Annotated in this window: 12 protein-coding genes and 1 pseudogene; 10 read left to right on the top strand and 3 right to left on the bottom strand. The window is 69.4% G+C overall.

Translation table 11 applies throughout. The features are described from left to right. Positions 1-64 precede the first annotated feature (64 nt). A complete protein-coding gene (locus tag Ssi02_RS32465) occupies positions 65-2,119 on the top strand; it encodes an alpha-N-acetylglucosaminidase (RefSeq protein WP_204031401.1) in 2,055 nt (684 codons plus the stop codon). Positions 2,120-2,225: 106 nt separating this feature from the next. Further along, positions 2,226-2,843: a DUF998 domain-containing protein gene (locus tag Ssi02_RS32460; RefSeq protein ID WP_204031400.1), complete on the top strand. Its 618-nt coding sequence runs from the start codon at positions 2,226-2,228 to the stop codon at positions 2,841-2,843. 463 nt (positions 2,844-3,306) lie between these two features. On the opposite strand, the gene Ssi02_RS32455 is transcribed toward Ssi02_RS32460, so the two are convergent. Continuing rightward, complete coding sequence (locus tag Ssi02_RS32455; protein ID WP_204031399.1) at positions 3,307-3,531, bottom strand: hypothetical protein; 225 nt, start codon at positions 3,529-3,531, stop codon at positions 3,307-3,309. Positions 3,532-4,175: 644 nt separating this feature from the next. On the opposite strand from Ssi02_RS32455, the gene Ssi02_RS32450 reads away from it, so the two are divergent. The 3 genes from Ssi02_RS32450 to Ssi02_RS32440 all read left to right on the top strand — a co-directional run bounded on the left by Ssi02_RS32450 (position 4,176) and on the right by Ssi02_RS32440 (position 6,809). Further along, positions 4,176-4,922 carry a hypothetical protein gene (locus Ssi02_RS32450; RefSeq protein ID WP_204031398.1) on the top strand — a complete coding sequence of 249 codons (747 nt, stop codon included), beginning with the start codon at positions 4,176-4,178 and terminating at the stop codon, positions 4,920-4,922. Further along, entirely contained in the window at positions 4,919-5,779 is an 861-nt protein-coding gene (locus tag Ssi02_RS32445) for a phosphotransferase family protein (RefSeq protein WP_204031397.1), read from the top strand. The genes Ssi02_RS32450 and Ssi02_RS32445 overlap by 4 nt, the downstream gene beginning before the upstream one ends. A 262-nt stretch (positions 5,780-6,041) precedes the next feature. Then, a complete protein-coding gene (locus Ssi02_RS32440; RefSeq protein WP_204031396.1) occupies positions 6,042-6,809 on the top strand; it encodes an NUDIX domain-containing protein in 768 nt (255 codons plus the stop codon). On the opposite strand, the pseudogene Ssi02_RS32435 reads toward Ssi02_RS32440, so the two are convergent. Further along, a pseudogene (locus tag Ssi02_RS32435) lies at positions 6,806-7,741 on the bottom strand (NsdA family TPR-like regulatory protein); the annotation flags it as partial. The gene Ssi02_RS32440 and the pseudogene Ssi02_RS32435 overlap by 4 nt on opposite strands. A gap of 94 nt (positions 7,742-7,835) precedes the next feature. On the opposite strand from Ssi02_RS32435, the gene Ssi02_RS39060 reads away from it, so the two are divergent. Next, positions 7,836-8,162: a transposase gene (locus Ssi02_RS39060; RefSeq protein WP_204031394.1), complete on the top strand. Its 327-nt coding sequence runs from the start codon at positions 7,836-7,838 to the stop codon at positions 8,160-8,162. A 260-nt stretch (positions 8,163-8,422) separates the two neighbouring features. Here the strand turns inward: Ssi02_RS39060 and Ssi02_RS32425 are convergent, their stop codons facing one another. Continuing rightward, positions 8,423-8,827: a hypothetical protein gene (locus Ssi02_RS32425; protein WP_204031393.1), complete on the bottom strand. Its 405-nt coding sequence runs from the start codon at positions 8,825-8,827 to the stop codon at positions 8,423-8,425. A gap of 184 nt (positions 8,828-9,011) precedes the next feature. Between Ssi02_RS32425 and Ssi02_RS32420 the strand changes: the two genes are divergently transcribed. From Ssi02_RS32420 to Ssi02_RS32405, 4 genes are all read left to right on the top strand, one after another. Beyond that, a complete protein-coding gene (locus tag Ssi02_RS32420) occupies positions 9,012-9,440 on the top strand; it encodes an ester cyclase (protein WP_204031392.1) in 429 nt (142 codons plus the stop codon). Positions 9,441-9,551: 111 nt separating this feature from the next. Next, positions 9,552-10,262, top strand: coding sequence for a PIG-L deacetylase family protein (locus tag Ssi02_RS32415; protein WP_204031447.1), 711 nt, complete (start codon positions 9,552-9,554; stop codon positions 10,260-10,262). A 359-nt stretch (positions 10,263-10,621) separates the two neighbouring features. Then, entirely contained in the window at positions 10,622-11,359 is a 738-nt protein-coding gene (locus Ssi02_RS32410; RefSeq protein ID WP_204031391.1) for an HAD family hydrolase, read from the top strand. Then, on the top strand, positions 11,356-13,728 hold the full coding sequence (locus Ssi02_RS32405) for a glycoside hydrolase family 65 protein (RefSeq protein ID WP_204031390.1): 2,373 nt from the start codon (positions 11,356-11,358) through the stop codon (positions 13,726-13,728). The genes Ssi02_RS32410 and Ssi02_RS32405 overlap by 4 nt, the downstream gene beginning before the upstream one ends. Positions 13,729-13,758: the final 30 nt, after the last annotated feature.

The following is a 13,758-nucleotide window of genomic DNA, read 5'->3' as shown; positions in this document are numbered from 1 at the left end:
TGGTGGAGAAAAATTTATCTGCTAACAATTGTCGCACTGAGACACTTTTGTGAGAGGACGGGGCATGCAGTGGATCGACGCCGCACGTGACGCGGTGCGCAGGCTCGCAGGGCCGCTGGCCGACACCATCGAGGTCCGCGCTCTGGACGGTGACCAGGAGCGCTTCGAGATCCGCCCGGAGGGCGGCACGACCGTGCTCGCCGGGACCGGGCCGGTCGCCGTGGCCGCCGCGCTCAACCGCTATCTGCGCGAGGTGGCCCACGGCCACGTCTCCCGGTGGGGCGTTCAGCTTCCCGCGACGGCGCCGCCGCCCGGGGAGACGATTCGCGCGGCTTCGCCGTACCGGCATCGGGTGGCCTACAACCTGACCGTCGCCGGCTACAGCACCGCCTTCCACCAGTGGGCCGACTGGGAGCGGGAGCTGGACCTGCTGGCCGCCTCCGGCGTCAACGCCGCGCACCTGACCCTCGGACAGGAGGCCGTCTGGCTGGAGGCGTTCCAGGAGTTCGGCTACACCGAACGCGAACTGCTGGAGTGGATCGTGCCGCCCTCCCACCAGGCGTGGCAGTGGCTCAACAACATCCACAGCTTCGGCGGCGGCACCTCACGCGGCCTGGTCGAACGGCGCGCCGAGCTGGCCCGCCGGGTGCTCGGGCGCATGCGGGAGCTCGGCATCAGGCCGATCCTGCCCGGCTTCTCCGGTACGGTCCCGGACGGCTTCGTCAAGCGCAATCCGGGAGCGGTCACCGTCGACCAGGGCCTGTGGTTCATGAACGTCGCCGGGCCGCGCAGGCCCGACTGGCTCGACACCTCCACCCCCGAGTACGCCGCCGTCGCCGAGGCTTTCTACCGCCGTCAGCGCGAGCGCTTCGGCCGTCACGACGCGTGGGCGATCGACCTGCTCCACGAGGGCGGCCTGATCGGCGACGCCTCCCTGACGGAGGCCGCCGCCGGGGTCGAACGCGCGCTGCGCGCCGCCGACCCCGGCTACCTGTGGGTGATCCAGGCGTGGGCCGGCAACCCGCGCGAGGAGCTCCTGGCCGCGCTCGACCGCTCACGGCTGCTGGTGGTCGACCTGACCGGTACGGCGTGGCGCGAGAAGGCCGGCTTCCAGGGCGCACCCTGGGCTTACGGCATCCTGCCCAACTACGGGGGGCGGCACGGCCTCTACGGGTCGTTGCCCGACATCGCCGCCGTCCCCGCGACCGTGCGAGGCGCCGACGGCCTGGCCAACATGGCCGAGGGCGTGGACACCAACCCGGTCGTCTGGGACCTGTTCGCCGACCTGACCTGGACCGAGCGGCCGATCGACCTGGGGGAGTGGCTGCCCGGCTGGGTGCGCGCCCGCTACGGGCAGGACGACCCCGACGCCCTGGCCGCCTGGCGGGTGCTGCGCGAGTCCGTCTACGCGGACTGGGGGCCTGACTTCGGCCCGTCGTCCTCCCTCGGCGCGCCGGTTCCCGACGAGGAGGTCTTCAAGGACTTCCAGATCTACGCCTCGACCGACAGCGTGCTGGCCGCCGCGCCCTCGCCCGCGCCCGACCAGGCGTCGGTCGTCGGACCACGCCGCCTCCACTACGACCCCGCCGACCTGGAGAAGGCCTGGCGCCTCCTGCTCGCCGCCGCACCCAGGCTGCGCGACGCCGACACCTACCGCTACGACGTGGTCGACGTCACCCGCCAGGTGCTCGCCGACCGCGCCCGCGCGCTCGCCGCGGACCTCGCCGGCCCCGCGGCGCAGCAGGCGTTCCTCGACCTGATGGACCGGCAGGAGCGCCTCCTGGCCACCCGGCCCGAGTTCCTGCTCGGCCGCTGGCTGCGTGCGGCACGTGGCTGGGGCGCCGACGAGGCCGAGGCCGACCTCATCGAACGTGCCGCCAAGCGTTTGATCACCGTGTGGGGGGACGCCGACGCCGCCGTCCTGGCGGACTACGCCAACCGGGACTGGGCGGGGCTGACGGGCGACTACTACAAGGCGCGGTGGAGCGCCTTCTTCGCCTCGGGCCCCGCCGACTGGAACGCCTTCGGCCAGGAGTGGGCCGACCGCCGCACCGAGTATCAGTCCGAGCCGGTCGGCGACCCGGTCGAGGTGGCCTTGGAAATCATGTCCTCGCAATAAGCAACTTTGGTTGACTATCCACGAATTAGTCAACTAGCGTTGCTTATATGTCAACCGAACTCGTCCATGCCCGGGCTCCCGCCGTACACGCGCCGGGGAGTGCCCCGTGAGCACCCAACTCCTCCTGCTCGCGGGCGCCGTCAGCGGCCCGCTGTTCGTCGCCGTCTTCCTGATCGCGGGCACCTTACGCCCGCACTACCGGCAGCTGCGGCACGCCGTGAGCTGCCTCGCCCTCGGCCCCCACGGCTGGGTGCAGACCGCCAACTTCGTCGTCACCGGCCTGCTGACCCTGGCCTTCGCCGCCGGCCTCTGGCAGGCCGGCGGCTCACACGTGGTGGCGGTGCTGATCGGCGCACACGGCGCGGGCCTGATCGGCGCCGGCGCGTTCGTCACCGACCCCGCCGGCGGCTACCCGCCGGGCACCCCCGACGTGCCGGTACGGCAAAGCCTCACCGGCCGCCTCCACGACCTGTTGTCCGTGTCCACCTTCGTGGCGTGGCCCATCGCCATTCTCGTGACCGGCGCCGGCTTCCTGGGGGAGGGGGCGGTCGGCTGGGGGGTCTACTCTTTGGTCAGCGGGGTGGCGTTCTTCGTGCTGTTCGTTCTCAGCAGCATGGGGTTCGCCCAGGTCAAGAGATACGCCGACGTGGCGGGGCTGCTTCAGCGGCTCACCATCGGGACCGGCTTCCTGTGGACCACGCTCTTCGCCCTCCATCTCATGTAGCGGACGGGCGGAATCGGCGCGGCTGCCGCACTGCTGTCCAATGTCGGTGCTCGCCTCACGGGTGGCAATTGCTCACCGAAGCGTGATGCGCACGTTTCCCAATTCTCGTAGAACAGGACGTCATCGACTCCTACCGTCAATGTCATGACATCGACGCAGGCACCCTTCCCTTTTGGGGATCACGCCGGCCGGGCTCCGGAGACCGGCCGGAGATTCCCGAGTTCCGGGTAAGCCAGATAGAAGGCGGCCTCTGGGCGGCATGGTGGTGGGACGCCCTCCTTACCGCCCCGCCTGACGTAGTCGACCTCACCTGGCGCGGCCTGGAACTCCAGTGCATCGCCAAACGCATCGCCCGATCGTGGCGCGAAACCCCCTGACCGACCCCAACGACGGTCGGCGGGCGCCACTCTCGTGGCCCCGATGTGCGGAGGTCAGGTTGGCGACCGCCTAAAACGTGTGGTCCTCAGAGATGTAAGGCGTAGGGCAGGTTGTCCAGCAAAGCCGCGTCGACCCTCACACCCGTCTCGAACTCAGGCACGGCCATGAAGACCGCCTTCAGATAAGTGGGGTCACCGTACACACCTTCGTCGAAGCTCTCGTCCATGTCATCCTCGGAGACCTCGGCGTCGGCGTAACGTTGAGACAGGTCCGCGTAGCCGGAGAAACTACCGCGGCGTATGGAGTCCATGGTCTCGGTGCCGTGTCGCCGCTCAGGTGCACCAAAGCACGATGGCCGCCGCTCGGGCCAGGCCGTTGTTCCGCGCCGCCAGGCCTCCAGCCGCTGGATCCTGGGCACGTGCGGCGCACTGAACGACGAGCAGACGTTCACCGCCTTCTACGAAGACGCCTCCTTCATGCCGCAGCAGTAGCTGCGGCGGATTGGAGCTCTTCCCCACCAGGCTGAGGACCTGGCCTAGGAAACATCGGTGGCGATGCACGGGTATCGGAGGTGGATCGACTGTCCCAACGCTTACGCCACCAAGACCGCCCGTATCCTGTTCTTTCGCACCTTCCAAAGGGAGGAAGCCAGCCGTCGGCGGACGCTGATGGCCACCTTGCATCGTCAGCGCGGCGCGCCTGGAGAAAGGGCGCGACTGAGACCGGCGAAGGTGGGACCACCCGCCCCCCTCTGAAGGGTGGCCCCACGTACTCGAATCAGGACTCGTCGAGGGAGAGCCCCAACAGGGTGAAGGCGTGTGACATCTCACGGACGACGCGGACCCGGAGGCCAAGCGGGGCGAGAAGGTGGAGGTAGCCGGACAGGCTCCACTCCATGCCAGGTGCAGGAGGGCGCGGCCATCGGAACTTGATGCAATCGTCCATGCATGCGTCGTGCCCAGCCTTGGAGATCAGCGCTCGGCGATGGCGCAGACCAGAACCGCCTGGACGTGCGCGGAACAGGCGGGCCACACAGGGCTACACGTGTGGGCCCAAGGCACCTCTGCTCTCATCGCCGAGTGGTCGCCGCAGAGCAGGCTGGCCGTACGGTTGGCCTGCAGGGCCGCCAAGAGCGCTCCGGCTGGGGCATCCCGCATCCGGATCGCCGCCATCGAAGCCCGCGCCGCCGCGCGCATCGGCGATCGGGAGCGGGCGGCGGCCGCTCTCGCACGCTTGTACACGGCTCGGGAGGAGAGCCCGCAGCTTGACGATGTGGCGCAGTTCGGCGGGATCTTCAGTTTCCCTCTCGCCAAGCAGGAGTACTACATGGGCGGAACCTACGCCCTGCTCGGCGAGCATGCCGCTGCGGATCGTCATGCAGCGGCGGCCATCGCGGCATATGAGCGAGGGCCAGAAGACGAACGTTCATATGGTGACGAGGCTTTGGCCCGCGTCGACTCGGCTCTTGCTCCTCTTGCCCAGGGTGACGTCCGCGAGGCCGTGCGTAGGCTGCGGCCGGTCGTCGAGATCCCCGTGGAGCGGCGGATCCAGCAGTTCGGCAGCGCTCTCGCCCGTATCGAGGACATGCTGAAACGGCCGTCCTTCGCGAGGAACGGCAGCGCACGGGAGCTCGCCGAGCAGATCCAGGGATACGAGTTGATCGACAGCGTTACGTCTGTGGAAGGGGAAATGGCCTCATGATCAACGTGATCCGGGAAGGCAGCGCCGCCGTCGGTCTGTCGGTTCAAGGCATGGTGCCGCTGCGGCAGCATGCGACTTCCGTCTATCTGCTGCCCGATGACCACGCCGTTGTGCGGGTGGCACCGAGCACTGCCATGGCAGCCGCAGCGAGGGCGGTCGCGTTGACCCGCTGGCTGGTGCTGCAGGGGCTCCCGGTCACCCAGCCGCTGGAGATTGATCAACCTGTCGTGCGGGAGCAGTACGTGATGACGTGGTGGCGCTACTATCCGCAACAGCTGGGACGGCCGATTCCCGGCACAAAGCACCTCGGTACGCTCCTACGCCGGCTGCACGCGTTGCCTCGGCCACCTATGGAACTACCGTGTTACAAGCCGTTGGCGTCGTTGCGGAGCACGGTGGAAGGCAGCTCCCATCTCGCGGACGCCGACCGGTGTTGGTTATTGGGTGCAGTTGACGAGTTGCTTGAGGCCTACTCCGAGCTTCGGTTTCCCCTGGGTGAGGGGCTTGTCCACGGCGATGCTTACACGGGGAACACATTGTGGGACGGCGACGCTGTACGGTTCGGTGACTGGGATGAAGCCGGGATGGCACCGCGCGAGCTCGACCTTGCCAATACATTTCAGTCGGTGCGTTATGGAGCCACAGAGGATGACCTCAGAGATTTCGTCGATGCGTACGGCTACGACCCACGCACATGGCCGGGGCACACCATTCTGACCAGAATGCGTGACTTTCACACGCTGGGAGCTTTTATCCGGCGTAGTGATCGAGGTGAGCAAGCGGTCACAGCTCAGCTCTACCACCGCCTCGGCACCCTCAAGCAAAGGCGCGACAGCGACCTTTGGACCGGCTTCTAGTTTCAGCGATCCGCCTATAGAGGCTACGCCTCCGGCCTGCACTGCCTAATGTCCGGCCACCTGGACAACGAGCTACCGCCACGATGTTAGGGGGCGGTGCTTCGACCGCCGCCCTGTCATGACGGAGCGATCACGTCAGTGGTCGCGTCCGTGCGTGCCCACAGTCGCTACAAGGGCTCTACACATCGGCTGGCCGGACCAAGGCGTGAATCTTCGGCCTGGTTGTACCTCACCGCCGCATGTTCGCTCCTACGATGAGCCGGTGACCGAGCCAGAGCCCGACGGCGTTGAAATGCTGGAAGTTCAGCGATTGCGCCTGATTGAGACCGCCGCGCCGCAGGTGCCGTCCGAACACCGATTCGCGATGGACCGTGTGTGGGATGAGGCGGTGAGGGCCAACCCCGGCAGCCTGTTCGACGGGCCGGTGGTGGCGTGCGCGGGGCTGGAGTGGGACGGGCCGTGCAGCCTGGTGCTGTCCTGGACGCGGGTGACCTACCGGCACTACGCGCTGCGCCGGGTGCCGGGTGCCGACGCGTTGCCGTCGCTGTTCGTCGTCGCGGTGCAGCCGACCGATGACGGCGCCCTGCTGGTGGGGCGGATGTCGCCGTCCACCGCCGCCCCCGGCCGCTGGCAGCTTCCCGGTGGCTCGCTCGAGCCGCCCGACGCCGGCGAACACCTCGATGAGGCGGCGCTGCGCGATCAGGCCGCCCGGGAGCTGGCCGAGGAGACCGGCAGCGACTTGGAGCCCGCAGAGCTTACCCTGTGGGCGGTCACGTGCGGTGAGAACGGCAGTATCGGTGTGTTCTTCCGTGTCGCGGCCAGGCCGGAGCCGCTACTGCGCGAGCGGTTCACGGCCCTGCTGGCTGCTGAGGCGGCGCGGGGGCGTGACCCCGAGCTGGAGGAGATCGCGCTTGTCCGCTCCGCCGCCGAGGTGGCCCGCCTTGCCGGCCCTCAGGTGGACTACCTGGAGCCGATCGTGCGGCGGCATAGTCGGGTATGGCTTGGAGGCGGCACCTGCGATGCGCTCTAGGCGCGGGTGAGGAAGTCCCGGGCCCGTTCGTCGAGCTCGGCCGCACACCGCAGGCCGCGAGCCCGGAACCGGCCCAGCTCGACGCGTATTCTGGTGACTGCCTTGCGGGTGCGGACGGACCGCACGCCGTCCAGGTGGTCGATGGCCTGGTTCCATGTGGAGCACGCCTGCTCGATGCCGCCTCTTTTGAGCTGCATCTCGGCAGCGGCCACCAGGTCCAGGGCGACGATCCGGGCGTAGGTGCCAGAAGGTCGGCTGGTGGCGGCGCCGGCGTACTGCTCGGCGGCGGCCGCGTGGTCGCCGAGGGCTTCGTAGACTTTGGCGGCGCGCGAGTGCACAGATGCCACCGGAGGTCCCCACGCCAATGCCCAGAACGGCACTTCGTCACCGGGGTTGGTGCTCAGCAGGAGATGCGCTCGCTCGGCCTCGGCCAGTGAAGAACGTCGATGGCCGGTTTTAGCCAGAGTGTGGGCGTATACGATCCGAAACAGGGCTTCGGTCTGGCTGTCCACTCGTCCTTTTGCGCGAGCAAGGCCTGTTTCGGCCAGTGATCGGCAGTGCTCGGGGCGGTGGAGCTTGAGGCCCTGCATGGCCATGGTACGCATCACGAACCCGTCGTGGCCTGCGATGCCCGATTCGGCGGCTAGAGCGTAGGACTGCAGGTAGTACCGCTGGGCGAGGCCTTGGTGCCCGGCGTCATAGCTTTTCCATCCCAGCAGGTGAACGCCACGGCTGGCGGCCGACAGCATCTGACTACGGATCTCGTCGGTGCGGAAACGGCCCCGGCACAGCGGGGCGACGTCGTCGCGCAGGTAGGTGACCAAGGCACTGCGGCCGTGAAGCCCGCCGTGGCGTTCATCGATGTCGCTGAAGGCACTGATTATATCCCGCACGGCGATGACCTCGGCCATGCCGACGATGTGGCCGGTGTAGACGGCGGCTGTGGTGCGGGCGGCGACCTGCTCGAACTCGAGAAGGGCAAGACGTTAAAGCCTTCCTCCGCCAGTCACGGTCTCATCGTCGGCGGTGGAGAGCGCCTCGACGCCGCACAAGGCCGACCTGGTCCAGCACGTGACCGCGTTCGCCGAGATGATGATGAACCGCACCGGAGCGTCCATCCTGAAGGCGTGGCCGGCCACCGTACACGCCGCTGACATCCCGCAGCTGCGTTCCTTCGCCCGCGGCATCGAACGAGACCTGGACGCCGTCACCAACAGCTTGACCCTGCCCTACTCCTCGGGCGCCGTTGAGGGCAACGTAACGAGGATCAAGGCGCTCAAACGGAGCCGATATGGGCGAGCCAACCTCGACCTTCTCCGGAAGATCATCCTCTGTGACCTCCGGCGGAAATGACCCTGTGTGAGGACGTCACACATTTTGCGCCAGAGCCACACGCACTTGGCCGTTGACAACATCTCGTCCTTTTGGCTGCCCTATCCCCACCGGAGTCCCTCGTCTACCACCCGGCGGCTGACCTTGATCGCTCCGCGCAGCGGTTGGAGCCCCTCATCGTCGAGGTCGTGTACGGCCTGCAACGCTTGTCAGGCACTGCAGCTTTGCCGTTCCCGGCGAAACCGGAGCCGGAGTTCCACGGTCGGCGACCGCTGGAAACGTCAGGTGTCGTTTTCTCCCGCGAGGGCTCGGGCGGCGGCTATGTCGGAAGGGTCCCAGCCGTAGTGGCCGTGGCGGGCGTCGTGGTGGGCCTGGTCGTCGATCCAGCGGTTGTGGGCCTCCCAGGCGGCCTGTTTGCTGGTGCCGAGGGCGGTGCCGATCTGGGTCCAGGAGGCGCCCGCGGCGCGGGCGGAGCGAACGGTGAGCTGCCTGCCGTAGCCCGCCTTGCGGGCGAGGACCTCGCCGAGGGCGAGTAGTTCGAGGGCCTCTTCGCGGGTCAGCGAGGGTGTGCCGGGTTCGTCCTCCTCGCCGGCGGAGGCGAGGGCTTCGCGGATGCGGAGGTCGTTGAGGCGGGCGGCTGCGGTGAGGAGCGTGTGGTGCTGCTCCACGGTGTCGGGATCAATCATGATTCCGAGTGTTTCGTCAAGACAGCCTGACGTCAAGGAGGCTTGACTAGCTCCGCCGCGCCGTACGAAGTCGGAGCGCGGGGGCTCGCGGGTGGCTGGGCGTAGCATCGTGCCTGATGAGAGCGGTTGCACGGCATGCTCTAGGCGGCGGTCCGGCCGCGCGCGGATCCAATTTGGGGGATCGATGACCGGGGCGGCCCGCGAGGTCATGGATAGATACATCTCCGCCTTCAGCGACCACGACATGGAGACCCTGAAGAGCACCTTCAGCCCGGCCGCCGTCGGCACCAGCCCCGAGGGGGAGGCCGAGGGCCCCGAACAGTTCGCCACCTACGTCCAGATGTTCTGGGACGCCTTCCCCGACTCCCGCGTGGAGTCGTGGCAGTCGACCGGAGTCGGCGACATCACCGTTGACGAGTTCTCCGTCGTCGGCACCCACACCGGCCCCCTGGTGGTGGCGGGCAGACGGATCGAGCCCACAGGCCGCTCCCTGCAGCTCCGCGCCTGCTTCGTGTGCGCCGTCGAAAACGGACTGATCATCAGCATGCGCCTCTACTTCGACCAACTGGACGTCCTAGCCCAGATCGGCCGCCTGCCCGACATCGGCCTATGAGCCCGGCGCGCCGCCGGCCCAGGACGACGACGGCCGGAGCGATCACGTTTCCGCCGGCTCTGCCGTACCCCTGGTAGACATGGGGGCGTGACACAAGAACAGCTGGCCTCCATGCCCTCCGACTGGCGACGCGCGCTCGCCATCGTCGCCCACCCCGACGATCTCGAGTACGGCACCGCCGCCGCCATCGCCACCTGGGTCGACGAGGGCCGTGAGGTGGTCTACACGCTGGCGACGCGCGGGGAGGCCGGCATCGACGGGCTGCACCCCGACAAGGCCGCGCCCCTGCGGGAGCGGGAGCAGCGGGCCAGTGCCGCGGCGGTCGGGGTGACGGCGGTGGAGTTCCTCGATCACCGCGACGGCGTGATCGAATACGGGGTGGCCCTGCGCCGCGACCTCGCCGCGGCGATCCGCCGCCACCGGCCGGAGCTTGTGATCACCTTGAACCACCGTGACACCTGGGACGGCACGATGTGGAACACCCCCGACCACCGGGCGGTGGGGCGGGCGGCGATCGACGCGGCGGCCGACGCCGGCAACCGGTGGATCTTCCCCGAGCTCACCGAGCAGGGTCTGGAACCGTGGGACGGGGTGCGGTGGACCGCGGTGGCGGCGTCGCCGCACCCCACGCACGCCGTGGCCGTCGAGGAAGGCGTGGAGCGCGCGGTGGCCTCCCTCCTGGAGCACCGCACCTACATCGAGGCGCTGACGGACGAGGACCCCGAGGCGTACTGCAGAGCCTTCATGGACGAGGCGACCACGCTGGCGTCGGCGCGGTTCGGCGGGCGACGCGCGGTGAGTTTCGAGGTGTTCACCCGCTAGGGCGTGTTCAGCCAGGAGAGCAGGGCGAGGTCTTCGCCCGTCCTTCGACGCCACCTGGCGGTCCTCCGCCGACCTGCGCGTCTGGTCGATGCGCACCGAGCTACCCGCGGATGGCCCGGAGGCCCGGGCCATCCTCGGCACCCTCCGCGCGGGCCTAACCGACGAGACGCGGCGCGGCGGCTCGGCATCTCGGTGCGCACCTACCGGCGCCGGGTGGCCGAGCTGATGAAGCGCCTTGAATCGGAGTACCGCTTCCAAGCCGGCGCGCACGTGGGCGAGCTCGGCCTCACCTCCTGAGCCCGCCCGCTTCCGCGCGCGGAGGGGGTGTTCAAGCAGGTCATCGTGGGGATGAGCCGGTTATGAAGCTGCTGATCCCGCGTGAGGTGCGGGCCTTCCTCTTCGACCTGGACGGCGTGCTGACCAAGACGGCCGTGGTCCACGAGGCGGCCTGGAAGGAGACGTTCGACGACTTCCTCCGGCGCCGGGACGGCGACGGCTTCCGCCCCTTCGGCCAGGCCGACTACGACGCCTACGTCGACGGCCGCCCCCGCTACGACGGCGTGCGCGCCTTCCTCGCCTCCCGGCACATCACGCTGCCCGAGGGGGAGGAGGACGATCCGCCCGGCCTCGACACCGTGCGCGGCCTGGGGGACCGGAAGAACGACCTGGTGCTCACCAAGATCCGTGAGGAGGGCGTGGAGGCCTATCCCGGGTCGGTGGAGTTCCTGGAGATCGTACGGCGGGCGGGCCTGGCGACCGCCGTCGTGTCGTCCAGCGTCAACTGCCGCGACGTGCTCGACGCGGCGGGCATCGGAGATCTTTTCGACGTGCGTGTGGACGGCAGGGTAGCCGCCGAGCGGGGCCTCGCGGGCAAACCGGCCCCGGACACCTTCCTGGCCGCCGCCGCGGACCTCGGTGTCACCCCCGAGCACGCCGCGGTGTTCGAGGACGCCGTCGCCGGCATGGACGCCGGCCGGGCGGGCGCCTTCGGCTATGTCGTCGGCGTCGACCGGATCGGGCACGCGGCGGCCCTGCGGGCGCACGGCGCCGACATCGTCGTCAAGGACCTCGCCGAACTGCTCGGGGACACACATTGATCAGCCATCCGGCGTACGCGATCGAACCCTGGTGCCTGCGCGAGACCGAACTCCACCTGGAGGTGCTGGCACAGAGCGAGTCGGTGTTCGCGCTGTCCAACGGGCACTTCGGGTGGCGCGGCAACCTGGACGAGGGCGAACCGCACGGCCTGCCCGGCACCTACCTCAACGGGGTGTACGAAAGCCATCCGCTGCCCTACGCCGAGATCGGCTACGGCAACCCGGTCCACGGCCAGACCATCCTCAACGTCACCAACGGCAAGATCATCCGCCTGCTCGTCGACGACACCCCCTTCGACCTGCGCTACGGCAGGCTGGAGTCCCACGAACGCGTGCTCGACCTGCGCAGCGGACTGCTGCACCGCGACTGCGTCTGGACCTCGCCCACCGGCCGCCGCATCCGGGTGCGCTCGACCAGGCTCGTCTCCCTCACCCAGCGCGCCGTGGCCGCCGTCGCCTTCGAGGTCGAGCCGCTCGACGAGGACGTCCGTGTGGTCGTGCAGTCGGAGCTGATCGCCAACGAGCAGCTCCCGGAGGCCGCGGACGGGGACCCACGCGTCTCGACGGTCCTGGCCGGCTCGCTCCAGCCGGAGGAGGACGTCGCCAACGGCACTCGCCTGCGCCTCATCCACCGCACCGCCGTCAGCGGGATCCGCGTCGCCGCCGCCGCCGACCACACGGTCAGCGGGTGCGAACAGGCCGAGGCGTACGGCGAGAGCGGTCCTGACATCGGCCGTTTCACGGTGACCGCGCTCCTGCCCAAGGGCCGCCCGCTGCGCCTGGAGAAACTCGTGTCGTACGGCTGGTCGCGGGTCAGATCTTTGCCCGCGATGCGCGACCAGGTGGAGGCCGCGCTCACCGGCGCCCGCAGCACCGGCTGGCAGGGACTGCTCGACGAGCAGCGCGCCTACCTCGACGCGTTCTGGGCGGGCGCCGACGTCGAGGTCGACGGCGACACCGAGATCCAGCAGGCCGTGCGGTTCGCCCTCTTCCACGTGCTCCAGGCCGGCGCCCGCGCCGAGGGCCGGGCCATCGCGGCCAAGGGCCTGACCGGCTCCGGCTACGACGGCCACTGCTTCTGGGACACCGAGACCTTCGTACTGCCGGTGCTGACCTGCACCGCCCCTCGGGCCGCCGCCGAGGAGCTGCGCTGGCGGCAGCGCACCCTGCCGAAGGCGCGCGAACGCGCGGCCCAGCTCGGGCTGCGCGGCGCGGCCTTCCCGTGGCGCACGATCCAGGGGGTGGAGTGCTCGGGCTACTGGCCGGCGGGCACCGCCGCCTTCCACATCAACGCCGACATCGCCGACGCCGTCACCCGCTATCTGTGCTTCACCGACGACAAGGACTTCGAGGTCGACTGCGCCCTGGAACTGCTCGTGGAGACCGCCCGGCTGTGGCGCTCCCTCGGCTATCACGACGCCGAGGGCCGCTTCCACATCGACGGCGTCACCGGCCCCGACGAATACACGGCGGTCCGCGACGACAACCTCTACACCAACCTCATGGCGCGGTCGAACCTCCGCGCCGCCGCCGACCTCGCACAACGCCACCCCGAACCGGCCGCGGCCCTCGGCGTCGACGACGAGGAGGCCGCGTCCTGGCGGGACGCCGCCCGTGCGATCGTCGTGCCGTACAACCCCGACCTCAAAGTGCACGAGCAGTGCGAGGGCTTCACGCGGTTCCAGTCGTGGGATTTCGCGGACACCCCGCCGGAGCGCTACCCGCTGCTGCTGCACTACCCCTACTTCGACCTCTACCGCAAGCAGGTCGTCAAGCAGGCCGACCTGGTGCTGGCGATCCTCCTGCACGGCGAGGAGTTCACCGCCGAGGAGAAGGCGCGGGCCTTCGCCTACTACGAGCCGCTGACCGTGCGCGACTCCTCCCTGTCGGCGTGCTGCCAGGCCGTCGTCGCCGCGGAGGTGGGGCACATGCGCCTGGCCTACGACTACCTCGGCGAGGCGGCCCTGATGGACCTGGAGGACCTCCAGCACAACACCCGCGACGGCCTGCACATCGCCTCCCTGGCGGGCACGTGGTTCGCAGTGGTGGGCGGCTTCGGCGGCATGCGGCACCGGGACGACCAGGTGCACTTCTGCCCGCGGATCCCGGAGAACCTCACCCGGCTCCGCTTCACCGTGCAGTTGCGCGGGCAGCGCCTCCAGGTGGAGATCGACCATCGCGACGCCGTCTACACCCTGGCCGGCGGCCCGCCGCTGACCGTCCGCCACCACGGCGAGGAGGTCACGCTCACCTCGGGCAGGCCCGAGGTACGGCGAGTGCCGCCCCTCGCCGGCGTCGGGCCCGAGCCGGCCCAGCCCCACGGCCGCCGCCCGGCTCCGCGCGGCCCCCGGGAGCCCGAGCCGCCGTGAGCCCGGGCCTTCCGGGGGTGGAGCCCCCGG

Origin of the sequence: Sinosporangium siamense (assembly GCF_016863435.1) — a bacterium.
Taxonomy (GTDB): Bacteria; Actinomycetota; Actinomycetes; order Streptosporangiales; family Streptosporangiaceae; genus Sinosporangium; species Sinosporangium siamense.
This window is presented reverse-complemented; position numbering and strand designations above follow the sequence as displayed.

Bases quoted from the DNA above. Each gene is read 5' to 3' on its own strand.
- Ssi02_RS32465 (WP_204031401.1), top strand. From the start codon at position 65: ATGCAGTGGATCGACGCCGCACGTGACGCGGTGCGCAGGCTCGCAGGG.
- Ssi02_RS32455 (WP_204031399.1), bottom strand. From the start codon at position 3,531: ATGGACTCCATACGCCGCGGTAGTTTCTCCGGCTACGCGGACCTGTCT.
- Ssi02_RS32445 (WP_204031397.1), top strand. From the start codon at position 4,919: ATGATCAACGTGATCCGGGAAGGCAGCGCCGCCGTCGGTCTGTCGGTT.
- Ssi02_RS32425 (WP_204031393.1), bottom strand. From the start codon at position 8,827: ATGATTGATCCCGACACCGTGGAGCAGCACCACACGCTCCTCACCGCA.
- Ssi02_RS32420 (WP_204031392.1), top strand. From the start codon at position 9,012: ATGACCGGGGCGGCCCGCGAGGTCATGGATAGATACATCTCCGCCTTC.
- Ssi02_RS32415 (WP_204031447.1), top strand. From the start codon at position 9,552: ATGCCCTCCGACTGGCGACGCGCGCTCGCCATCGTCGCCCACCCCGAC.
- Ssi02_RS32410 (WP_204031391.1), top strand. From the start codon at position 10,622: ATGAAGCTGCTGATCCCGCGTGAGGTGCGGGCCTTCCTCTTCGACCTG.